The organism is Limnohabitans sp. 2KL-51 (genome assembly GCF_003063645.1).
Lineage (GTDB): Bacteria > Pseudomonadota > Gammaproteobacteria > Burkholderiales > Burkholderiaceae_C > Limnohabitans_A.
In genome coordinates, this window is the sequence record NZ_NESJ01000017.1 from 1 (window position 1) to 23,515 (window position 23,515).

Here is a 23,515-nt window from a genome sequence, read left to right on the forward strand (position 1 = left end):
GGTGACAACGTGTCGATCACTGTGAAGTTGATCAACCCCATTGCGATGGAAGAGGGCTTGCGCTTTGCCATCCGCGAAGGTGGCCGCACGGTTGGCGCTGGCGTCGTTGCCAAGATCATCGCTTAATCAATTTGCCGTAGGGGTATAGCTCAATTGGCAGAGCGTCGGTCTCCAAAACCGAAGGTTGTAGGTTCGATTCCTACTGCCCCTGCCACCTGAAAAGGTGCATTTTCAAGCCCGCTAGACCCTAGCGGGCTTCCTTGTCTGATCAGGGCCTCTTGAAAACAAGGCTCAACAAAGGTTATCAGCCGTATGGCAACATCTGAAGTTCAAACAGTCGGTACCACTGGCGAGAAAATCCGTTTGGCCCTGGTGGCTGTGCTGGTGATTGCCGGTTTGGCGGCTTACTACATGTTGTCTGCACAAGGCGTGTGGGTGCAGTGGGGTGGTTTGTTGGTTGGCGTCGTGGCCGCAGTGGTGGTTTTTTTCACGGCGGAGTCGGGTCGACAGTTGGTGGCCTTTGGCCGCGACGCTGTGCGCGAAACCAAAAAAGTGGTGTGGCCTGAACGTAAAGAAGCCTTGCAAATCACTTTGTATGTTTTCGCTTTTGTGGTGGTCATGGCCTTGTTCTTGTGGCTGACCGACAAAACTCTGGAATGGGTTTTTTACGATCTGATTCTTGGGTGGAAAAAATAATGAACGATGTTGTTATCAACGCGCCATTGGCGGGCTCTTCGACCAACCCGGACCTGAAATGGTACGTGGTGCATGCTTATTCGGGCATGGAAAAAGCGGTTGAGCGCAACATTATCGAGCGCATTACACGCTTGGGGATGGAATCCAAGTTTGGTCGCATCTTGGTGCCCACCGAAGAAGTGGTGGAAATCAAGAACGGTCAAAAGCGCACGACAGAGCGCAAGTTTTTCCCTGGCTATGTGCTGGTGGAAATGGTCATGGACGACGAGAGCTGGCACCTGGTTAAGCACACCAACAAAGTCACCGGCTTTGTGGGGGGTGCCAAGAACCGTCCAGCCCCCATCTCCGAAGCCGATGTCGCCAAAATCGTCAGCCAGATGCAAGAAGGCACTGACAAACCCCGCCACAAGGTGGAGTTTGAGGTCGGTGAATACATTCGTGTCAAGGAAGGCCCTTTCACCGACTTCAATGGCACGGTGGAAGAAGTCAACTACGAGCGCAACAAGATGCGTGTTTCGGTGACCATTTTTGGTCGCGCCACGCCGGTTGAGTTGGAGTTCGGTCAAGTCGAAAAGACCTGACCTGTACCCGTTTTCTGTTTGGTGCTTACCGACTCGGTGCCAAACAATATTTCAGAGTCGTCAACCCCGGGGAGCTCAAGCGCGATGCGTCTTGAGCGATTGAACCCGAAAGGAGAAAAGCATGGCGAAAAAAATCGTCGGCTTCATCAAGCTGCAAGTGCCAGCTGGTAAAGCCAACCCATCACCACCCATTGGTCCAGCATTGGGCCAGCGTGGTTTGAACATCATGGAATTCTGCAAGGCGTTCAACGCCCAGACCCAAGGCGTCGAGCCAGGTCTGCCATTGCCTGTGGTCATCACAGCGTTTGCAGACAAGTCCTTTACCTTCATCATCAAAACGCCGCCAGCGGCCACTTTGATCAAGAAGTCCTTGAAGCTTGACAAGGCTTCGACCAAGCCAGGGTTGGAAAAAGTGGGCAAGATCACCCGCGCCCAACTGGAAGAAATCGCCAAAACCAAGATGAAAGACCTGACTGCAGCCGACATGGACGCTGCCGTTCGCACCATCGCTGGTACTGCCCGTTCCATGGGCGTGAATGTGGAGGGCGTGTAAATGTCCAAACTCACTAAAAAGCAAAAAGCCTTCGCAGGTAAAGTCGACAGCAACAAGCTGTACGCATTGACCGATGCTTTGACCATGGTCAAAGAGTGCGCAACGGCCAAGTTCGATGAATCCATCGATGTGGCTGTTCAACTCGGCATCGATGCCAAGAAATCTGACCAAGTGGTTCGTGGTGCTGTCGTCCTGCCTAACGGCACTGGCAAAACAGCACGCGTGGCCGTTTTCGCGCAGGGTGCAAAAGCTGAAGAAGCTTTGGCTGCTGGCGCTGACGTGGTCGGCATGGACGATCTGGCTGCACGCGTGAAGGCTGGCGACATGCCCTTCGACGTGGTCATTGCTGCACCCGACGCGATGCGCGTTGTGGGTACTTTGGGTCAGATTTTGGGTCCGCGTGGCCTGATGCCTAATCCCAAAGTTGGCACCGTGACACCCGATGTGGCGACTGCTGTGCGCAATGCCAAAGCCGGTCAAGTTCAATTCCGTGTGGACAAAGCCGGTATCGTGCACGGCACGATCGGTCGCCGCTCGTTCGACACCGACAAGCTGCAGGGCAACCTGGCCGCTTTGGTTGAGGCTTTGGTCAAAGCCAAGCCCGCGACCAGCAAAGGTGTTTACCTGCGCAAAATCGCGGTGTCATCAACCATGGGTGTGGGCGTTCGCGTCGACACACAATCCATCGCAGCTTGATCGCGATAGAAATTTGAGCCATCCGAAAGGCTGGCTCAATGTGGTGGGCTGCAGCCCTTTCCAAAGGACTGCAGGCCATCCAAGACCGTTGGCGCACACACCGCTGTGCTTAATCAACAAACCCACAAGTTCGCTTGAAGGTTTGGGCCAACGCAGATGGCGATCCCGCTGCAGATGGATGAATATCTTGAACAGTTGGTCGCTGCAAATAGGCGTGTTCAAGGGGCAACCCGGACAACACATATAAAGGAGTAGACCTTGAGTCTGAATCGCAGTGAGAAAGAAGCGGTCATTTCCGAAGTGACCGACCTCGCCGGTAAAGCTCAAACGCTTGTGATGGCGGAATACCGTGGAATCACGGTCGCTGACATGACCAACCTGCGTGTCAAAGCTCGCAGCCTCGGCGTATCGCTGACGGTGTTGAAAAACACCTTGGCTCGCCGTGCTGTGACAGGTACGCAGTTTGAAGTTGTCGCCGACCAGATGACCGGTCCGCTGATCTATGGCTTCTCTGTCGATGCTGTTGCCGCCGCTAAGGTGGTGGCTGACTTCGCGAAAACCAACGACAAGTTGGTCATTCGCGCAGGTGCATTTGCAGGCAAAGCTTTAGACGTGAATGGCGTTAAGCAATTGGCAAACATCCCTTCAAAAGAGGTTTTGTTGGCCCAGTTGTGTGGCTTGTTGATGTCGCCCATGTCGCGTACCGCCGTGGTGCTGGGTGCGCTGGCGGCCAAAAAAGGCGAAGGCGAAGCTGTTGCCGCATAAGGCCAGCATTCGTGTTTTAACCAATTGTTAGGAAATAAAAATGGCATTCGATAAAGACGCATTTTTGACCGCGCTGGACAGCATGACGGTCATGGAACTCAACGACCTGGTGAAAGCCATCGAAGAGAAGTTTGGCGTGAGCGCTGCCGCTATGGCCGCTCCTGCTGGCGGTGGTGGTGCTGCTGCTGCTGTTGTGGAAGAGAAGACTGAGTTCAACGTCATGTTGCTCGAAGTCGGCGCCAACAAAGTGTCCGTCATTAAAGCAGTGCGCGAAATCACCGGTCTGGGCTTGAAAGAAGCCAAAGACTTGGTGGACGGCGCTCCTAAGGCGGTCAAAGAAGCTATCCCTAAAGCTGACGCTGAAGCTGCCAAGAAGAAGTTGGAAGAAGCTGGTGCTAAGGCCGAACTGAAGTAATTCGGTTCTGTACCAAGGCTGGAGTGTCCGAAAGGGCCTCCAGCCTTTGGTGCTTGAAGAACACACCGAAAAGTAGATTGACCATAGTCTTCTTTCCAGTGTTTTCTGACCCGACTGCAGAAAACCCTTGGTTCGGGTTGCGTGCAATGCGCAATCGTCCGCCAACGCTGGTAGAGGCCAGCCGCCAAGACCGCTGAACGAGCTACAAACTCGCTCAGCACTCAGTTCTGAAAGATCAAGCCCGGAGATCTCATGGCCTATTCATATACCGAACGCAAGCGCATCCGAAAAAGTTTCGGCAGCCGCGAAAGCGTGCTCGAAGTCCCTTACCTGCTGCAAATGCAAAAAGACGCGTACACGTCCTTCTTGCAGGCGGGTGTGGTTTCATCCAAACGCACACACGAAGGCTTACAAGCCGCATTTGAGTCGGCATTTCCCATCGTGTCCCACAACGGTTTTGTGGAGATGAAATTCATCGAGTACAACCTGGCCAAACCAGCGTTCGACGTTCGTGAGTGTCAAACCCGTGGTTTGACATTTTCTTCGGCTGTTCGCGCACGCGTGCAGCTCATCATTTACGACCGTGACTCTTCGACCTCACAAAACAAAGTGGTCAAGGAAGTGAAAGAGCAAGAAGTCTACATGGGCGAAGTGCCTTTGATGACCGACAAAGGCTCATTCATCATCAACGGTACTGAGCGCGTGATCGTGTCCCAGTTGCACCGTTCTCCTGGCGTGTTCTTTGAACACGACAAGGGCAAGACCCACAGCTCGGGCAAATTGCTGTTTTCTGCCCGCATCATCCCTTATCGCGGCTCTTGGCTCGACTTCGAATTCGACCCCAAAGACATCTTGTATTTCCGCGTCGACCGTCGCCGCAAGATGCCTGTCTCGATCTTGCTCAAGGCCATTGGCCTGAACCCTGAATCGATTCTGGCGAACTTCTTCGTTAACGACAACTTCCGTCTGATGGACAGCGGTGCACAAATGGAATTTGTGGCCGAGCGTCTGCGCGGCGAAGTGGCTCGTTTCGACATCACCGACAAGTCCGGCAAAGTCGTGGTCGCCAAAGACAAGCGCATCACTGTGCGGCACACACGTGAGCTTGAGCAATCGGGCACCACGCACATCAGCGTGCCAGAAGACTACCTCTTGGGTCGTGTGGTCGCTCGCAGCATTGTCGAAGCCGACACGGGCGAGATCATTGCCAAGGCCAACGAAGAGTTGACCGAAGCCTTGCTGAAAAAGCTGCGCACTTCCGGCATTCTGGATTTGCCATGCATCTACACGAACGAACTCGACCAGGGCGCGTACATTTCGCAAACCTTGCGTATCGATGAAACCGTGGACGAATTCGCCGCACGCGTCGCCATCTACCGCATGATGCGCCCAGGCGAGCCGCCAACAGAAGATGCGGTTCAGGCCCTCTTCCAGCGTTTGTTCTACAACCCCGATACGTACGACTTGTCACGCGTGGGTCGCATGAAGTTCAACGCCCGAGTTGGTCGCGGTGAGTCCACGGGTCCGATGGTACTGACCAACGAAGACATCCTGGCTGTGGTCAAAATTCTCGTGGACTTGCGCAACGGCAACGGCGAAGTCGATGACATCGACCACTTGGGCAACCGCCGCGTGCGTTGCGTGGGCGAGTTGGCCGAAAACCAATACCGCACCGGTTTGGCGCGGATCGAAAAGGCCGTGAAAGAGCGTTTGGGCCAAGCTGAGCAAGAGCCGCTCATGCCGCACGACCTGATCAACTCCAAGCCAATTTCTGCGGCTCTGAAAGAGTTCTTTGGTGCATCGCAGCTGTCCCAGTTCATGGACCAGACCAACCCCTTGGCTGAAATCACCCATAAGCGCCGCGTCTCGGCCCTTGGCCCAGGTGGTTTGACCCGCGAGCGTGCTGGCTTTGAAGTGCGTGACGTGCACGTGACCCATTACGGTCGCGTCTGCCCGATTGAAACGCCAGAAGGTCCAAACATCGGCTTGATCAACTCGCTGGCTTTGTACGCCCGCTTGAACGAATACGGTTTCATTGAAACCCCGTACCGTCAAGTGCGCGAGGGCAAAGTCACTATGAACATCGACTACTTATCGGCCATCGAAGAGGGCAAATACGTCATCGCCCAAGCCAATGCCACGTTGGACAAAGAAGGCAAGCTGACCGGTGACTTGGTGTCGGCCCGTGAAAAGGGTGAATCCATCCTGTGCGGTGCCGAACGTATCCAATACATGGATGTGTCACCAGCCCAGATCGTGTCGGTTGCAGCCTCTTTGGTTCCGTTCCTGGAGCACGACGACGCCAACCGCGCTTTGATGGGTGCCAACATGTCGCGTCAGGCCGTGCCTGTACTGCGTCCTGAAAAGCCCATGGTCGGTACCGGCATCGAGCGTGTTGCGGCAGTCGACTCGGGCACCGTGGTGACCGCCACCCGTGGCGGAATCGTGGACTATGTCGATGCCACCCGCATCGTGATCCGCGTGAACGATGCCGAAGCCTTGGCCGGTGAAGTGGGTGTGGACATCTACAAACTGATCAAGTACCAGCGTTCCAACCAGAACACCAACATCCACCAGCGCCCCATCGTCAAGCGTGGCGACAAGCTGGCCAAGGGTGACGTGATTGCCGACGGCGCATCGACCGACCTGGGCGAAATCGCCATCGGTCAGAACATGCTGATCGCCTTCATGCCCTGGAACGGCTACAACTTCGAAGACTCGATTTTGATCTCTGAGCGTGTGGTTTCAGAAGACCGTTACACCTCGATCCACATCGAAGAACTCGTGGTCATGGCCCGTGACACCAAGTTGGGTGCCGAAGAAATTTCTCGCGACATCCCCAATTTGTCCGAGCAGCAGCTGGGCCGTCTGGACGACTCCGGCATCATCTACGTGGGTGCAGAAGTGCAACCTGGCGATGTGCTGGTGGGCAAAGTGACCCCCAAAGGTGAGACCACCCTCACGCCTGAAGAGAAACTGCTGCGCGCCATCTTCGGTGAAAAAGCCAGCGATGTGAAAGACACCTCGCTGCGTGTGGATCAGGGCTCTCAAGGCACCGTGATCGATGTGCAAGTCTTCACCCGTGAAGGCATCGTGCGCGACAAGCGCGCACAGCAGATCATCGACGACGAACTCAAGCGTTTCCGCCTGGACCTGAACGACCAGCTGCGCATCGTGGAAGCCGACGCATTTGACCGTATCGAGAAGTTGCTGATTGGCCGTGTGGCCAATGGCGGCCCGCAAAAGCTGGCCAAAGGCACCAAACTCGACAAGGCGTACATGGAATCCGTGGACAAGTTCCATTGGTTCGATATTCGCCCGGCGGAAGACGAAGTGGCCATGCAACTCGAGTCGATCAAGAACTCTCTGGAGCAAACCCGTCACAGCTTCGACTTGTCTTTTGAAGAAAAGCGCAAGAAGCTCACCCAAGGCGACGAGTTGCCAGCTGGCGTGCTCAAGATGGTCAAGGTCTACTTGGCTGTCAAGCGCCGCTTGCAACCCGGTGACAAGATGGCCGGTCGCCACGGCAACAAAGGTGTGGTCTCCAAGATCGTGCCCGTGGAAGACATGCCCTTCATGGCTGACGGCACACCCGCTGACATCGTGCTCAACCCGCTGGGCGTGCCTTCGCGCATGAACGTGGGTCAGGTGCTCGAAGTTCACCTGGGTTGGGCCGGCAAAGGCATTGGCCAACGCATTGGCAACATGCTGCAAGCCGAAACCCAGCGCATGGAAAAGATTGCCGACCTGCGCAAGCTGTTCGAGCAGTTGTACAACAGCATGGGCCGCAAGGAAGACTTGTCTCAATTGAGCGATGACGAAGTGCTGGACATGGCGGGCAACCTGAAAGAGGGTTTCCCATTCGCCACGCCCGTGTTCGACGGTGCGGCGGAAGAAGAAATCCGCGCCATGCTGCACCTGGCTTACCCAGAAGACCTGGCAAAGGCCAAGGGTCTGACAGCCACTCGCACACAAGCCAACTTGTTTGACGGCCGCACAGGCGACGCCTTTGACCGTCCAACCACCATTGGCTACATGCACTTCTTGAAACTGCACCACTTGGTAGACGACAAGATGCACGCCCGTTCGACAGGTCCTTACAGCTTGGTCACGCAGCAGCCGCTGGGTGGTAAAGCGCAGTTCGGTGGTCAGCGTTTCGGTGAGATGGAAGTGTGGGCGCTGGAAGCGTACGGCGCCTCTTACGTTTTGCAAGAGATGCTCACCGTGAAGTCCGACGACGTGCAGGGCCGTACCAAGGTGTACGAAAGCATTGTCAAAGGCGAACACTCCATCGAAGCGGGCATGCCCGAGTCGTTCAACGTGCTGGTCAAGGAAATCCGTTCGCTGGGCCTTGACATCGAGCTCGAGCGTTCTTAATTCACAGGCAAAGGATTTAAACCATGAAATCACTACTCGACCTGTTCAAGCAGTTCACGCCCGATGACCACTTCGATGCCATCCGCATCGGTTTGGCCTCGCCCGAGAAGATCCGCTCGTGGTCTTTCGGCGAAGTGAAAAAGCCCGAAACCATCAACTACCGCACCTTCAAGCCTGAGCGCGATGGTCTCTTTTGCGCCAAGATTTTTGGCCCTATCAAAGACTACGAATGCCTTTGCGGCAAGTACAAACGCCTCAAGCACCGCGGCGTGATCTGCGAGAAGTGCGGCGTTGAAGTCACTCAGACTAAAGTGCGTCGCGAGCGCATGGGTCACATCGACCTGGCCGCACCTTGCGCCCACATCTGGTTCCTGAAGTCATTGCCATCGCGTTTGGGCCTGGTGCTCGACATGACCTTGCGTGACATCGAACGCGTGCTGTACTTTGAAGCCTACGTCGTGACCGATCCCGGCATGACCCCGCTGAAAAAGTTCGGCATCATGACCGAAGACGACTACGACGCCAAGATCAAGGAATACGGTGACGAATTCACCGCCAAGATGGGCGCCGAAGGCATCAAGGAATTGCTGCAGAGCATCGACATCGAAAGCGAAATCGAGCGCCTGCGCGGTGACTTGACCGGATCCGAACTCAAGGTTAAGAAAAATTCCAAGCGCCTCAAAGTGCTGGAAGCGTTCAAGAAGTCGGGCATCAAGCCCGAGTGGATGGTGCTCGAAGTGCTGCCCGTGTTGCCACCGGACCTGCGTCCCTTGGTGCCGCTGGACGGCGGCCGTTTTGCAACATCCGACCTGAACGACCTGTACCGCCGCGTCATCAACCGCAACAGCCGTCTGCGCCGTTTGCTGGAACTCAAAGCTCCAGAGATCATCGCCCGCAACGAAAAGCGCATGCTGCAAGAGGCCGTGGACAGCTTGCTGGACAACGGGCGCCGCGGCAAGGCCATGACCGGTGCCAACAAGCGCGCCCTCAAGTCGCTGGCCGACATGATCAAAGGCAAGAGCGGTCGTTTCCGTCAGAACTTGCTGGGCAAGCGCGTGGACTACTCGGGTCGTTCCGTGATCACCGTGGGCCCAACCCTCAAGCTGCACCAGTGCGGTTTGCCCAAGCTGATGGCGATTGAGCTGTTCAAGCCTTTCATCTTTGCGCGCCTCGAAGCCATGGGCATCGCGACCACCATCAAGGCCGCCAAGAAAGAAGTCGAAGCCGGCACGCCAGTGGTGTGGGACATCCTGGAAGAGGTCATCAAAGAGCACCCCGTGATGCTCAACCGTGCGCCTACGCTGCACCGTTTGGGCATCCAGGCGTTTGAGCCGCTGTTGATCGAAGGCAAAGCCATTCAGCTACACCCCCTCGTTTGCGCGGCCTTCAACGCCGACTTCGACGGTGACCAGATGGCTGTGCACATTCCACTGTCGGTGGAAGCCCAGATGGAAGCGCGCACTTTGATGCTGGCCTCCAACAACATCTTGTTCCCCGCATCGGGTGAGCCTTCCATCGTGCCTTCTCAAGACGTGGTGTTGGGCCTGTACTACGCCACGCGTGACCGCATCAACGCCAAAGGTGAAGGCCTGATGTTCGCGGACATCGGCGAAGTGCAGCGCGCACTCGATGCAGATGCTGTCGAGTTGGCTGCCAAGATCAACGTGCGCATGACCGAGTGGACCAAGGACAAAGTCACGGGTGAATTCACTTCATCGGTGTCGATGGTCGAAACAACCGTTGGCCGCGCCTTGCTGTCGGAAATCTTGCCCAAGGGCCTGCCTTTCTCGAACCTGAACAAGGCTTTGAAGAAGAAAGAAATTTCCAAGCTGATCAACACCTCGTTCCGCAAGTGCGGTTTGAAAGAGACCGTGGTGTTCGCCGACAAGCTGTTGCAAAACGGATTCCGTCTGGCCACCCGCGCAGGCATCTCGATCGGTATCGATGACATGTTGGTGCCGCCCGAGAAACCCGCCATCATTGAAGCGGCTGAAAAAGAAGTCAAAGACATCGAGCAGCAATACGTCTCCGGTCTCGTGACCGCTGGCGAGCGCTACAACAAGGTCGTTGACATCTGGGGCAAAGCCGGTGATGTCGTGTCAAAGGTGATGATGGACCAATTGCGCAAAGAACGCACCATTGACCGTCACGGCAATGAAGTCGATCAGGAATCGTTCAATTCGATTTACATGATGGCTGACTCTGGTGCGCGCGGATCTGCGGCGCAGATTCGTCAGCTGGCCGGTATGCGTGGCCTGATGGCCAAGCCCGACGGCTCCATCATCGAGACCCCCATCACGGCGAACTTCCGTGAAGGTCTGAACGTGTTGCAGTACTTCATCTCGACACACGGTGCACGTAAAGGCCTGGCTGACACGGCTTTGAAGACCGCCAACTCGGGTTACCTGACCCGCCGTTTGGTGGACGTGACCCAAGACTTGGTCGTGACCGAGCTCGATTGCGGCACCACCGACGGCTCGCTCATGCGCGCCATCGTTGAAGGTGGTGAAGTGATCGAATCGCTGCGAGACCGTATCCTGGGCCGTACCGTCGTCGAAGACGTCCTGCACCCTGAAAACCGTGCGGTGCTGGCCGAAGCGGGCGTCTTGCTTGACGAAGACATGCTCGACGAACTCGAAGCCGCGGGCGTTGACGAAGTCAAAGTGCGCACCGCATTGACTTGCGCCACACGTTTCGGATTGTGCGCCAAGTGCTACGGCCGCGATCTGGGCCGTGGTGGCTTGGTCAATAACGGCGAAGCCGTCGGTGTGATCGCGGCCCAGTCGATTGGCGAGCCCGGTACACAGTTGACCATGCGCACCTTCCACATTGGTGGTGCGGCTTCGCGTGCAGCTGTGGCGTCCAGTGTGGACGCCAAGTCCAACGGCACCATTGGCTTCAATGCCACGATGCGCTATGTGACCAACACCAAAGGCGAGTTGGTGGTGATTTCTCGTTCAGGCGAAATCGTGATCAGTGAACACGGCCGTGAGCGTGAGCGCCACAAGGTTCCCTACGGTGCGATCCTGTCGGTCAAGGCCGACCAGACCATCAAGGCAGGCACCATCTTGGCCAACTGGGATCCGCTGACCCGTCCGATCATCACCGAGTACGCAGGTACCGTGAGGTTCGAGAACGTCGAAGAAGGTCTGACAGTGGCCAAGCAGCTGGACGAAGTGACCGGGTTGTCGACCTTGGTGGTCATTGACCCCAAGCGCCGCGGCGCTGCCAAGGTCATCCGCCCACAGGTCAAGCTGATCGATGCCGCAGGCAAAGAAGTCAAGATCCCCGGTACCGATCACTCGGTGACGATTGGCTTCCAGATTGGCTCTCTGATTCAAGTGCGCGACGGCATGGATGTGGGCCCAGGCGAAGTCTTGGCACGTATCCCGGTCGAAGGTCAAAAGACCCGAGACATCACCGGCGGTTTGCCCCGTGTGGCCGAACTGTTCGAAGCCCGCACACCCAAAGACAAGGGCATGTTGGCCGAAATCACCGGTACGGTGTCGTTTGGTAAAGAGACCAAAGGCAAAGTCCGCTTGCAGATCACCGACCCTGAAGGCAAGGTCTGGGATGAACTGATCCCCAAAGAGAAGAACATCCTGGTGCACGAAGGCCAAGTGGTCAACAAGGGCGAGAGCATTGTGGACGGCCCAGCCGACCCACAAGACATCTTGCGTTTGTTGGGCATCGAAGAGCTGGCCCGCTACATCGTGGACGAAGTGCAGGACGTTTACCGTTTGCAAGGCGTGAAGATCAACGATAAGCACATCGAAGTGATTGTTCGCCAGATGCTGCGCCGCGTGGTGGTCGAGAACATCGGTGAGTCGACTTACATCTCGGGTGAGCAAGTGGAGCGCTCCGAAATGCTCAACACCAACGACGCACTGCAAGCTGAGGGCAAGATCCCTGCGACATTCAGCAACTTGTTGCTGGGTATCACCAAGGCTTCTTTGTCGACCGACTCGTTCATCTCGGCCGCTTCCTTCCAGGAAACGACGCGTGTGTTGACCGAAGCTGCCATCATGGGCAAGCGCGACGAATTGCGTGGTCTGAAAGAAAACGTGATCGTGGGTCGTTTGATTCCTGCAGGAACTGGCTTGGCTTATCACAAAGCCCGTGCTGTGAAGGACGCCATGGACGACGCCGAACGCAAAGCCATTGCCGATGCAGAAGCAGCGGATTTGGCTGGCGACACAGCTGAAGACACCGTCACGGACGCTGGCGAAGCTGCCTGAGCGATGCATTCACCGCCTGCGCGGTGAAGCCCATTCAGCCCCTGTACCGCCATGTGGTCAGGGGCTGTTTTTGTTTGGACGTGACCTGCGAGGAAAGCAACATGGGTGCTCTGGTGGTGGGTGTGGTGCTGGCTTTGTGCCTGTTCTGGTCGGTGGGTGCGCACAACCGCCTGGTGCGCTTGCGCTCTGAAGTCGTGCGCCAATGGAGCAGTGTGGATGCCGTTTGGCTGCGCCTCTTGGTGCGTTTGCAAGGAGGCTTGGCGGCACGCCAAAGCTTGGTCAGCGAGGACGAGGCGTTGGAACTGCAAGCCCTGCAAAATGCCAGCGACCAGATGTTGGAAGCCCTCACGCAGGCCCGAATGCAGCCTTTAGACGAAGTGGTGCAAAAACAGGTGATCAGCCAGCACCTGTTGCTGGTCAGTGAAATCCGTTTGTTGCAGCAACAGGCCAACGAAGCCATACGCCCAGACCTGGACATCGCGCTCAACCGCATGCGCCAGACCCTGCCCGCAGCCATGATTCCTTACCATGTGGCTGTCGGTGCGTACAACGATGCCTTGGTCATGCGACCGGCCTCTTGGCTGGCGCGGCGTTTGAATTTCAAACCCGCTGTGCGCATGGACTTGACCATGGCGTTCAACTGAGATTCGCAGCCATGAGCCACAAGCCCCAAACGCACCAGGCGGGAGCCTCACCACGGCCAGCAGCCGCACGACCTCAAAGCCCAAGAACAGGCGATTCAAGCACTGCCCAGTCCTTGCCGCTGTGGCGGCAGCTGCAGGTCGCGGCTGCGGTGGTCCAGGCGGTGCGGGCCGGGCGCTCCTTGACCGCGGAATTGGCCAGCGTGACGCCCGAGCTGCGGCCGGGGGTTCAAGCCCTCACTTTTCAGGTGATGCGGCAACTGGGCCGGGCCATGGCGTTGCGCGAGAAGTTGGCCAACAAGGCACCGCCCCCTGCTGCCGACGCCTTGTTGTGCACAGCCCTGGCCCTGAGCTGGCAGGGCGACGACGCGCCCTACCCGGTGCACACCTTGGTCAACCAAGCGGTCGAGGCCGCCCGGCAGCAAAGGCAGACGCAGCCACAAAGCGGGTTCATTAACGGCTGTTTGCGGCGTTTCCTCCGCGAACGTGAAACCTTGGTGGCAGAAACGGACAACGACCCACAGGCACGCTGGAACCATCCGCGCTGGTGGGTGACTCGTGTGCAGGACGAATACCCAGAAGACTGGCAAAAACTTCTCGACATGGCGCAACAACCGGCCCCCATGAGTTTGCGCGTGGACACCCGTCACCACAGCGTGGCCGAGTACCAAGCGCAGCTGCTGGTTATTGGGTTGGCCACCCAGGCCGTGGGCGCATCGGGTTTGCAACTCGAGCGCGCGGTGCCCGTGCACCAATTGCCCGGCTTTGCTCAGGGCCATGTGTCGGTGCAGGACGCCGCCGCGCAAGTGGCAGCCCCACTGCTGCTGCAAGGGCGCGAGGCAGGGCAAGCGTGGCGCATTCTGGATGCCTGCGCGGCACCTGGCGGCAAAACAGGTCACTTGCTGGCCTGCTATCCCAACGCACAGGTGTTGGCTCTCGATGTGGACGCAGAGCGGTGTCAACGCATCGCAGAAAATTTGCAGCGCTTGGGTGCACAAAATGAGGCCCGTGCCGAGGTACGCGCCGCCGATGCCGCTCAGCCTGCGCAGTGGTGGGATGGCGTGGCTTTCGACGCAATCTTGCTGGATGCACCCTGCACCGCCTCTGGCATCGTGCGCAGGCACCCCGACGTGCGCTGGCTGCGCCGCCCTGGCGACAGCGCACAACTGGCCCAAACGCAGGCACGGCTGCTCAAGGCCCTGTGGCCCTTGCTATCTCCAGGGGGCCGTTTGCTGTATTGCACTTGCTCAGTTTTTCGATCAGAGGGAGAAGACACCGTACAAGCGTTTCTTCAGCACAACACCGATGCACGAATGCTGCCCTCACCCGGACATTTGATACCCGGCAAAATACCCACAGGCCTTCCTGTCAAGCACAATGCACTGGGTGAACATGACGGTTTTTATTACGCACTGCTGGAGAAGGATCGGGATTGAGCTTGGCGCTTGGTTGGCCCGGGCTTTCGCCATTGCACTGTTGGGCCTAAGCGGTGCCTGGGCTCAAACCTCCAGCGTGGAGCTGACTGAGTTGATTCCGGTGCGCAAGGACAGTGCCCTGATGATCAATGCCCAACTCAAACTGGAGCTGGGTCCGGCCGTAGAAGACGCCCTCATCAAAGGTCTGGCGGTGCACTTTGTGGCCGAAGCCGAAGTGTTTCGCGAGCGCTGGTACTGGACCGATAAAAAAATCGGCGTGGCCAGTCGTTACTACCGTCTGGCTTTTCAGCCGCTGACCCGACGCTGGCGTTTGAATGTTTCCAGCGAACCGATTGCAGGCACCGGCTTGGCGGGGAGTATTTCACAGAACTTTGAAACGCTGGCCGAGGCCCTGAGCGTGATTCGTCGCCAATCGGCCTGGAAAATCGCCGATGCCCAGAACCTGGACCCTGATGCCCGACAACGCCTGCGCTACGAATTCAAGCTGGATGTCTCGCAGCTGCCCCGCCCCTTCCAGATTGCTGCAGGAAACCAGGCCGATTGGAACCTGCAGGTCAACAAGACACTGCGCCTGAGCGAAGAGTTGGTGCGCTGACATGTCGTGGCTCAAAGCCTCCCTTGACCAAATACCCGAGCGACCTTCCCGGACTGGCCAGTGGTTGATACTGGTGGGCGCCGTGAGCTTGGCTGCGATCGGCATTGGCTTGCTGGTGCTCATGACGCAGGCCACGGGCAACCGGGAAAGTTACAACCAGAACTACGAATGGCTGGTGATCATCAATACCGTGGTGGCCAGTGGTTTGTTGATCACCATTTTGTGGGGCATGGTGCGATTGCTGCGCAGCATGTACAAAGGCCAGTTCGGTTCACGCTTGCTGGTCAAACTGGCGGGCATCTTTGCTTTGGTGGGCGTCATTCCCGGTTTGCTCATTTATGTGGTGTCTTACCAGTTTGTCTCGCGTTCGATTGAAAGCTGGTTTGACGTCAAAGTGGAGGCGGCCTTGGTGGCGGGTCTCAACTTGGGGCGGGCGACGCTGGACACCCTCAGTGAAGATCTGAACAAACAAGGCAAGGCAGCCGCCGCCAATTGGGCCGAAGCCAGTGAACTCAACCCCGCTTTGGCGGCTGAAAAAATCCGTACCCAGCTGGGCGCGATTGATGTCGCCATCTGGACCCAGGGCGGGCAAATGGTGGCCAACGCCGGGCCATCGCGCTTTCAATTGAGTGCCGATCGGCCTGCGCCGCAGCAACTGCGTGAGGCCCGTCAAAATGGCTCCATGTCCTGGGTGGAGGGTTTGGACGAAGCCAACCCCGGCGGCGACAAGGGTCGGATCAAGGTCCTGGTGCTGTTTCCCCAATGGAGCCTGGCTTTGGACGAAGAACGGCGCTTGCTCATGGTGACCCAGGACCTGCCCCCCACACTGGTCAACAATGCGCTGGAGGTGCAAGCGGCCTACCGCGAATACCAAGAGCGGGCCCTGGCGCGTGACGGCCTGCGGCGCATGTACATCGGCACCCTGACGCTGAGCCTCTTTCTGGCTGTGTTGGGGGCTATTTTGCTGGCCGTGCTGTTGGGCAAACAGCTGGCCAGACCCTTGCTGTTGCTGGCCCATGGCATGCGCCAAGTGGCGGACGGCGACCTGCGGCCCAAACTGGCGCTGCAAGGCAAAGACGAGCTGGGTGGACTGACCCGATCTTTTGCCGAGATGACCCAGCAACTGGCCGATGCCCGTGTCAGTGGCGAACGCAGCCTGAGCCACCTCGACCAAGCCAGAGGCAAATTGCAAACTATCCTGGACAATCTCACGGCTGGTGTCATGGTGCTTGACGCACAAGGCACCATCGAATCGACCAACCCAGGGGCCACGCGCATTTTGCGCGTGCCGGTCAGCGCGCACGAAGGCAAGGGCCTGCAAGGCCTGCCTGGTCTGCAGGCGTTTGCCCACGAGGTGGATGCCCAATTCAAAGCCTTGCATGCCGGCACAGACGTACACGAATTGGACCACTGGCAAAAATCCTTTGACATCCATGCTGCAGGCCAGGGGCTGAGCCAAACCAGCGTGACCTTGCTCGCGCGCGGAGCTGTCTTGCCAGACGGCAAGCGCTTGTTGGTGTTTGACGATATCTCGGAAATCGTCTCGGCTGAACGCGCCCAGGCCTGGGGGGAAGTGGCCCGAAGGTTGGCGCACGAAATCAAGAACCCCCTCACGCCCATCCAGCTGTCGGCCGAGCGCCTGCAAAGACGCCTGATCGGTAAATTGGAAGCGCAAGACGACGCAGTGCTGACCAAATCTGTCAAGACGATCGTCGACCAGGTGGATGCGATGAAGCGCTTGGTCAATGAGTTTCGCGACTATGCCCGTTTACCATCGGCTGAGCTCAAGCCTCTGCAGCTCAACACACTGATCAGCGATGTGCTGGCCCTGTACGCCAGTGAGCCTCATGACAACGAGACGCGAGCCCAAATCCACACTGAGCTCGATGCAGCATGCCCTGCCATCCTGGGAGACGAACAGCAATTGCGCCAGGTCATCCACAACCTGCTGCAAAACGCTCAAGACGCCTGCGAAACGCGTGGCCACGGGCTGGCTACAGCCCGCGTACACGTGCGCACCGAGTGGCGCGAGCAGCGTCAACGGGTGCGAATGACGGTGACCGACACCGGCCCCGGCTTTGCCCCCAATATCCTGCAACGGGCCTTTGAACCCTACGTCACCACCAAGGCCAAGGGCACGGGCCTTGGCCTGGCCGTGGTCAAAAAAATAGCCGATGAACACGGCGCAAACATCAAGCTGGGTAACGTGTCAGAAGGTGGCGACATTCAAGGTGCGCAAGTCTCGTTATCATTCGCTGTGGCGCAAACCGCACAGGGGCTGGAACAGCCCCCTTCATGAACAGAGACAAAACAGGCATATGGCAAATATTTTGGTGGTGGACGACGAGCTGGGCATACGAGACCTGCTCTCAGAAATCCTCTTTGACGAGGGGCACCAGGTGGAGCTTGCCGAAAACGCCGCGCAAGCGCGTGAGGCTCGCCAGAACATGCGCCCCGACCTCGTGTTGCTCGACATCTGGATGCCCGACACCGATGGCGTGAGCCTGCTCAAGGAATGGGCGGCTACCGGCCTGTTGAACATGCCCGTGATCATGATGAGTGGCCACGCCACCATCGACACTGCGGTTGACGCCGTCAAGATCGGCGCGCATGCCTTTCTGGAAAAGCCCATTACCCTGCAAAAACTGCTCAAGGCGGTTGAACAAGCACTGGCCCGCGATCAAGTGCAGCAAGCCATGCTGGCCGCTACCCCGCCTCCGCCGCCCAGCGTGCTGTCCATGTCCTCGGTGGTCGTGACCAAAAACATTTCGGCCCCCGATGTGCAGCAAAGCTTCGAACTTGACCGACCGCTGCGCGAAGCACGTGATGCCTTTGAAAAAGCCTACTTTGAATTTCACCTGTCCCAAGAAGGTGGATCGATGACCCGAGTGGCCGAAAAAACAGGTCTGGAGCGCACCCACCTTTACCGTAAGCTCAAGCAACTTGGCGTGGACCTCACACGCAGCAAACGCAGCCATTGACTCTGGTGCCAGAGACGCTTGGAGACCAATGGCTGTCCCTGGAACGCAGCGGGCATTGACATCGGTGTTTGACGCAGTATTTTTTTGAGTTTTGCTCTCGGGCGCCCCCAAAAGACCTGCTAGAATTCATGGCTTCGGCCCGGTAGCTCAGTTGGTAGAGCAGCGGATTGAAAATCCGCGTGTCACTGGTTCGATTCCAGTCCAGGCCACCAGTTCTACACCGTAAGTGCGAAAGTGCTTACGGTGTTTTACTTTGTAGTGTTAGCGTAATACATATGCTGCCAACGCTGCCTCAACTTGCCGCACGCAGAGAGGCTTGCTAAATGCAGCAGCCACCGCACTCCACCTTGTATTTAGACAACGAGCGACACGCGGATGGAAAAAAGTCTGCTTTTCAAAAAACCACCCTCCGCAGCACCCTCACAGCCCTCCACGCTGCTCAACCGCAGTCCATCTACTTGCGTGACGGCGAACTTGTCTTGTATCGCCGCAGCCGCAGTCTGCTGTATCAATGTCGCTACCGTTTGGCTGACGGCAGTTGGGTGAGACAAACAACGGGTAAAGCAGCGTTAGAACACGCCATTGTTCGTGCTTGCGACATTTACGACGAAGCCAGATACAGACAAAGGTTGGGATTAGCACACCGCACACACTCTGTAGCACTGATTGCTGCTGTTTGCTGTGCTGACTTGCGGCAGCAGATTGACGGCAAAGGCAAGAAAACGGCGTTGAATGACTATGTCAGCATCATTGAACGCTACTTCGTGCCTTACTTTGGTGAGCGTCAGTTGGAGTCATTGACGCATACGGACATACGAGAGTTTGAACTGTGGCGGGACAGGCAAATGACACGCAAGCCCAAAACCAGCACCCTCAACAACTTCACCAGTGCGTGGAACCGTGTGATTGCCACTGCTGTAGAACAAGGCTACATCTCAGAGCGTGTGCCAGTGCCAAAACTCACAAGCAAGGGCGAGAAGGGTAAAACACGCCCAGCGTTCAGCAAGGAAGAGATAGAACAGTTGTTGGCGTTTGTGGAAACTTGGCAGCACAAAGGGCGAATGGCAGTTGAGCAAGAGATACGCCCCTTGCTGCGTGATTACATTGAGATGTTGCTTTACACGGGTATGCGGCACGGCACAGAGGCAATGGGCATACGCTGGCGGGACTTGGAGTGGCACACAAAGGATGGTGTGCGGTATTTGCGTGTGTGGGTGGATGGCAAAACGGGCGGACGCTGGCTCATTGCCAAGCACAAGGCAGTGGATGTACTGCGTAGGCTACACGCACGGCAGCGAGATATTGCTGATGTGCCGTTTGAGGATGTGCTCACAACACGAGTGCCGCACTTGCTGTTCCGCTTCAGTGACGGACACCAGCCGCACAGTTTGGTGGGAACTTTTAGGCGGCTGATGCGGGACAGCGGCTTGTTAGTGGATAGTGCAGGGCAAACGCGAACCTTGTATTCGCTGCGGCACACCTACGCCACGCTGGCATTGTTGGAGGGTGGGGCTGACATACACACGCTCAGCAAGCAGATGGGCAACTCAGCGGCAATGATTGAGCGGCACTACAGCAAATTGACAGCGACTATGGCAGCAGACAGGTTGGCTTGATGGGGTTGATTATTTTATTGAGATGTTTATGATAAAAGACGGACTACACTGAAAGGAAGTAATATGCGATTTCGAATTATGGGCTTGATGCTTGGTGTTGCGTTGCTAGCAACAGGATGTGCGGCACCAAAATATGATGGTCCTGGAACATTTCAAGACTTTGCGAATGCACGCTATCAATGTGTTCGCGAAACATCTGCCCGAGTCAGTGGTGCCGCAATAAATCAATATGGTGGAGCAGCAAGTAGTTCCGTAATGCCAAGTTGTTCAGCATTCCAAGCCTGCCTAGCATCAAAAGGATACTATGAATCACCAAATGGACGGTTGGATGCCTCATCAATTGGTGTTCGTTGCAATTAAGGAGCAACTGAAATGAGCACACCACAACAACGACTTGAAGAAATCGCAGAACAAGAAAAGAAACTTGCTGAAGAGAAGAAAAAACTGCTGGAAGCAAGTAAAGATGCTGACTTGGAACTGGTGAAGAAGTTGTGCAAGCAACACGGATTTACAGCAACACAACTGCGTGGAAGTTTGAAAGCCAAGGGCAGTAAGAAGACTTCTGCTGCAACTGAAAAGAAGCCTGCAGCAAAGAAGCCTGCAGCGAAGAAAACAGCCAAATCCAAGTAATCTCAACTTGATGTAGCAAGAGCAGCGTGGGCTAACAACTCACGCTGTTTTTTTATGCCCAAACTTGATGGAACACACATACTTGAGCGTTTGACGAAACGCATTGAACAACTGGAAGCGGGTGATGAAATTGCTGACAAAGAAATCCGCAGTCTGCTCAACGATGCACAACGAGCAGAGTTAGATAGTGCTTGGGAACAGCAGCAGCAACTGCGAAAGAACAAAAGAGCAAGAACAGAACAAGAACAGCAAGCACTGGGATGGAAGAGCAAACGACAGGTGCGGATTGAAGTGTTGAAGGCTGCATTGAAAACTGCTTGGGATGGGATTGAAGCAGAGTTTGATAGGTTGAAAGATCAAGCAGAAATACGCGGTGCCAAAATCTACTTTGATACGCTGAACCAAGCATTGAAAGATGGCAAAGATAAGAGTGTTGCTACGAACTTGGCAAACAACGCAATGACACGGGCAGGCTTGCGGCGAATGGATAAGCAACCGATTGGACTGCAGGGGCTGAACAAGCGAGACAGAGAAATAAGAGCGATGGAAGATGCGATACAGCAGAAGGCAGAGAGCGAAATGGATGACTATGAGCGTGAGCAACTTGAATTGCTACGAGAGCACGAAAGGGCTGTGCTTGCGAACAGGAAGAAACAAGGCAGGTAGGCTGGAAGGCAGGTGAATAGGGGCTTTGCAGGCTTTTGGTAGGGTGGAAGGGTATGGTTTATTAAAAAGCACGGTTTTAGTCAGAGTAGGTTTGATGTAGTGAAAAACCGTGCTTTTTGTTAAACCCAGTGTGTCCAGCATAACAAGTGGAGTAAAAAATGGCAGCGGCAGCGAGAACGACAAAAGATATCATTCAAGCATACCGAACGGTGCGGCAAGTTGAAGCATTAGCACAAGCAAAGTTGGATGCGCTGCTTGAGACAAACGCACTCTACAAGTTGTTTGAACCAGATACAAAGCATCCTTACTATGCGTTGGCAAGTGCTGGTAAAAATATGCTTGCTGCTTTTGAATCGAGTATCGCTGGTGTAAGGGAATGGACGATTGGCAGTGGAACAATTAGCGAAGAACTGGACAAAGTCAAAGCACGGCAGATAGTAAATGAAGAAGAAGAAGATGCTGAATTGGATGCATTGCGAATAATTCAGCCAGTTGCAATGACCGAAGCAGAAGTAGCAGATAAATTGATGTCAGCCTACTACTCTGCTTGTGCTGTTTGGATCAAAGTAAAAGAAAGTGTATTAAAAGCAGAATTGTCCGATTTGTATGGCAAAAAGAACATCAATTTGCACAAAGAAAAACCTGAAGTAAAACTAACAAAAGAAGCAAATGCTGCGATTCGTCAAATCTTGAAAATTGCCAAACAACTGAGAGACTATGGAAATGGCAGCAGCACTATTCTAGTAGAACTGGAAAAGAAACAGGTTATGCGTGGATTGTCTGGACAAGGAAAAGATGCGTTGATTGAATTGATGTTGAAGCCGTAATCAAACCAACTCAACTGCACGCCGTTTGACATCGTCATTGACGGTGATGTAGCGTTGTGTAGTTGAAATGCTCTTGTGTCCAGCAAGTGATGCAAGAACGAACACTGAAACGCCTTGACTTGCAAGTGAAGTGAGAAATGTCTTGCGACCACTGTGCGAACTGGCACCACTAACGCCAGCCTTTCGATACAGCCAATAAAAGTGTTGTGCCAGTGTGTTGGGTGAGAAACTGCAGCGTGGTCCGCGATGTGTGGGGAACAAAGGCAATGCTGGGTCTTTGTTGGTGCGTGTAGCAATGTAGTCTGCCAACTCTTGTTGCAAACGGCTGTTGATGTAGATAGTGCGAGCGTGTTGGTGTTTGACACGATGAGCAGCAAGAAAAACCTCACTACGCACACAGCCCTTGCTGTCTAAAACATCACCCAGTGTCAGTCCTGCAACTTCTGAAACACGAAGTCCTGCTGCAACCGTCATCATCAGCATTGCCCTGTTGCGTTTTGCGTAGGGTTGAGTTGATGTGTAAGTGAGCACTCGATCAAGTTCTGCGGGTGTAAGTGATTTTGCTGTTGCCATATGTTGCTCCAAATAATGTGCGTGAAATAAGTGTGCGTTCTTATCGGTGATGAGGACAAGTGAAACCCGATGCTTTGGCGGGTTGATAGCGATCTGTTCAAAAACAAGAGGTTGCGTTGCCGTCCAAGTAGTTTGTGTATTCTGTTATCTCTCAAGTATTTACGCTGCAGCGTGGGTAGTGAGCAACGAAACGAGCAAGAACGCATAAAACGCCCTGCAACGGCGTTTTGACCGCCGCCAGCATCGCAGCGAGCAAGGACGAAAAGATCACCGCGTGTAGGGCTGATTTGAGGTGCTGCTGCGTGTTTGTGCCCAAAAGTCAGTTGCTGCACCAAAAAATCTGCTGCGTAATTTCTGCGTGGTTGCGAGATCTCACCACCTGGTGATTTGCACTAACACGGGTGTTGAACAAGAGTGTGGTCATACTTTCGTTTGACCGATGTTTTGCTGACAGATGAAACAAGGGTGTAGAGCGAACTGGCGTTCGCTGTGCTGTCGTAATGCTCAAGTCGCTTCGCTCCATCGCATTACTCAGCACCACTTGCTTCGCGTTCGGTGTTTGGTATTGACTGGTTTGGGAAAGTTTTGAGCAAACGACGGCTATGTCATCGAAAGATGAACAGAAGCCGCCGTGTCGTTCTGGTCAGTGCAAAGCCCATCGCAGGACGAGATTGAAAGAGTTTGACGCAAGACGAATGTATTGAAACTTGCAAACTGCTTCTGCATTGATTTGCATTGCAGCAACTCTGCGGCTCACTCAATGCAACAAGCCTCCAATCCAACCTGTTGCGAGTGCGGGGTCATTAGCCGTCATATTACAACCCGCGTTTGTTCCCTTTGTTTGAGCAGTGGAGTATCTGCTGTAGTAGTGCCTGAATGTTTAGTGTTGTGCCTGTGCCAAATGTCGGTGCTGTTTGAATAGTTGTCTGTTGATTTTGCTGCTGATGTTGAGAATGGGATTGGCTGCTGTGGGTTTGAGTTTTATTCTTGTGTTCTTGTGTGCCATTTGATGCTGAAATGTTTCCAGTGTCGTGCGTTGATATTGGGTCAGTAGGTTGCTGTGTTGTGTGAGTAGAGCGTGTGCCTGTTGTTGTGCCTGTAGTAGTCGAATGTGCGTAGTGCCAAATGTCTGGACAGCAATGCCGTTGTCTCGCAACCAGTCTGCTGTCAGTCCGTCATCCATAAAGTTCTTGTATTTGTTCATACAAGTATTTAGCAACGACCAAACA

General features: G+C 55.3%; 20 protein-coding genes, 2 tRNA genes and 1 pseudogene. 21 read left to right on the top strand and 2 right to left on the bottom strand.

Annotation, left to right across the window (positions count from 1 at the left end; translation table 11 throughout):
* From B9Z49_RS16720 to B9Z49_RS16815, 21 genes and pseudogenes are all read left to right on the top strand, one after another.
* Window positions 1-126 (top strand): annotated as a pseudogene (locus B9Z49_RS16720) (elongation factor Tu); the annotation flags it as partial.
* A 12-nt stretch (window positions 127-138) separates the two neighbouring features.
* Window positions 139-214, top strand: a tRNA-Trp gene (locus tag B9Z49_RS16725).
* A 98-nt stretch (window positions 215-312) separates the two neighbouring features.
* Window positions 313-696: a preprotein translocase subunit SecE gene (gene secE, locus B9Z49_RS16730; RefSeq protein WP_108354580.1), complete on the top strand. Its 384-nt coding sequence runs from the start codon at window positions 313-315 to the stop codon at window positions 694-696.
* On the top strand, window positions 696-1,277 hold the full coding sequence (gene nusG / locus B9Z49_RS16735; RefSeq protein WP_108354581.1) for a transcription termination/antitermination protein NusG: 582 nt from the start codon (window positions 696-698) through the stop codon (window positions 1,275-1,277). The genes secE and nusG overlap by 1 nt, the downstream gene beginning before the upstream one ends.
* A 121-nt stretch (window positions 1,278-1,398) precedes the next feature.
* Window positions 1,399-1,830 (top strand): 50S ribosomal protein L11, encoded by a 432-nt coding sequence (gene rplK, locus B9Z49_RS16740; RefSeq protein WP_100120361.1) that lies wholly within the window; start codon window positions 1,399-1,401, stop codon window positions 1,828-1,830.
* Window positions 1,831-2,526, top strand: coding sequence for a 50S ribosomal protein L1 (rplA, locus tag B9Z49_RS16745; RefSeq protein WP_108354582.1), 696 nt, complete (start codon window positions 1,831-1,833; stop codon window positions 2,524-2,526).
* 258 nt (window positions 2,527-2,784) lie between these two features.
* Window positions 2,785-3,291 (top strand): 50S ribosomal protein L10, encoded by a 507-nt coding sequence (rplJ, locus tag B9Z49_RS16750; RefSeq protein ID WP_108354583.1) that lies wholly within the window; start codon window positions 2,785-2,787, stop codon window positions 3,289-3,291.
* Window positions 3,292-3,331: 40 nt separating this feature from the next.
* Complete coding sequence (rplL, locus tag B9Z49_RS16755) at window positions 3,332-3,706, top strand: 50S ribosomal protein L7/L12 (RefSeq protein WP_108354584.1); 375 nt, start codon at window positions 3,332-3,334, stop codon at window positions 3,704-3,706.
* A gap of 252 nt (window positions 3,707-3,958) precedes the next feature.
* Window positions 3,959-8,083, top strand: coding sequence for a DNA-directed RNA polymerase subunit beta (gene rpoB, locus B9Z49_RS16760; protein WP_108354585.1), 4,125 nt, complete (start codon window positions 3,959-3,961; stop codon window positions 8,081-8,083).
* A 23-nt stretch (window positions 8,084-8,106) separates the two neighbouring features.
* Window positions 8,107-12,321 carry a DNA-directed RNA polymerase subunit beta' gene (rpoC, locus tag B9Z49_RS16765; protein ID WP_108354586.1) on the top strand — a complete coding sequence of 1,405 codons (4,215 nt, stop codon included), beginning with the start codon at window positions 8,107-8,109 and terminating at the stop codon, window positions 12,319-12,321.
* A 101-nt stretch (window positions 12,322-12,422) separates the two neighbouring features.
* Entirely contained in the window at window positions 12,423-12,965 is a 543-nt protein-coding gene (locus B9Z49_RS16770) for a LemA family protein (protein WP_146188551.1), read from the top strand.
* An 11-nt stretch (window positions 12,966-12,976) separates the two neighbouring features.
* Window positions 12,977-14,398 (top strand): 16S rRNA (cytosine(967)-C(5))-methyltransferase RsmB, encoded by a 1,422-nt coding sequence (rsmB, locus tag B9Z49_RS16775; RefSeq protein WP_108354588.1) that lies wholly within the window; start codon window positions 12,977-12,979, stop codon window positions 14,396-14,398.
* The gene (locus B9Z49_RS16780) at window positions 14,355-14,993 is read left to right on the top strand and encodes a DUF4390 domain-containing protein (RefSeq protein ID WP_108354589.1); all 639 of its coding nucleotides are present in this window, start codon (window positions 14,355-14,357) and stop codon (window positions 14,991-14,993) included. The genes rsmB and B9Z49_RS16780 overlap by 44 nt, the downstream gene beginning before the upstream one ends.
* Window position 14,994: 1 nt before the next feature.
* The gene (locus B9Z49_RS16785; RefSeq protein WP_108354590.1) at window positions 14,995-17,292 is read left to right on the top strand and encodes an ATP-binding protein; all 2,298 of its coding nucleotides are present in this window, start codon (window positions 14,995-14,997) and stop codon (window positions 17,290-17,292) included.
* A gap of 19 nt (window positions 17,293-17,311) precedes the next feature.
* The gene (locus B9Z49_RS16790) at window positions 17,312-17,974 is read left to right on the top strand and encodes a response regulator (protein WP_108354591.1); all 663 of its coding nucleotides are present in this window, start codon (window positions 17,312-17,314) and stop codon (window positions 17,972-17,974) included.
* Between the two features lie 136 nt (window positions 17,975-18,110).
* Window positions 18,111-18,186: transfer RNA gene (locus B9Z49_RS16795), tRNA-Phe, on the top strand.
* A 111-nt stretch (window positions 18,187-18,297) separates the two neighbouring features.
* Window positions 18,298-19,590, top strand: coding sequence for a tyrosine-type recombinase/integrase (locus B9Z49_RS16800; protein ID WP_108354592.1), 1,293 nt, complete (start codon window positions 18,298-18,300; stop codon window positions 19,588-19,590).
* A 63-nt stretch (window positions 19,591-19,653) separates the two neighbouring features.
* Window positions 19,654-19,950 carry a hypothetical protein gene (locus B9Z49_RS21660; protein ID WP_146188552.1) on the top strand — a complete coding sequence of 99 codons (297 nt, stop codon included), beginning with the start codon at window positions 19,654-19,656 and terminating at the stop codon, window positions 19,948-19,950.
* Between the two features lie 12 nt (window positions 19,951-19,962).
* Window positions 19,963-20,220, top strand: coding sequence for a hypothetical protein (locus B9Z49_RS16805; protein WP_108354593.1), 258 nt, complete (start codon window positions 19,963-19,965; stop codon window positions 20,218-20,220).
* Between the two features lie 54 nt (window positions 20,221-20,274).
* The gene (locus B9Z49_RS16810; protein ID WP_108354594.1) at window positions 20,275-20,886 is read left to right on the top strand and encodes a hypothetical protein; all 612 of its coding nucleotides are present in this window, start codon (window positions 20,275-20,277) and stop codon (window positions 20,884-20,886) included.
* 158 nt (window positions 20,887-21,044) lie between these two features.
* Entirely contained in the window at window positions 21,045-21,713 is a 669-nt protein-coding gene (locus B9Z49_RS16815) for a hypothetical protein (RefSeq protein ID WP_146188553.1), read from the top strand.
* Here the strand turns inward: B9Z49_RS16815 and B9Z49_RS16820 are convergent, their stop codons facing one another.
* Both B9Z49_RS16820 and B9Z49_RS16825 read right to left on the bottom strand, forming a co-directional pair.
* Window positions 21,714-22,286, bottom strand: a complete 573-nt coding sequence (locus B9Z49_RS16820) for a site-specific integrase (RefSeq protein WP_108354596.1) — start codon at window positions 22,284-22,286, stop codon at window positions 21,714-21,716.
* 880 nt (window positions 22,287-23,166) lie between these two features.
* Window positions 23,167-23,490, bottom strand: a complete 324-nt coding sequence (locus tag B9Z49_RS16825) for a hypothetical protein (protein ID WP_108354597.1) — start codon at window positions 23,488-23,490, stop codon at window positions 23,167-23,169.
* Window positions 23,491-23,515: the final 25 nt, after the last annotated feature.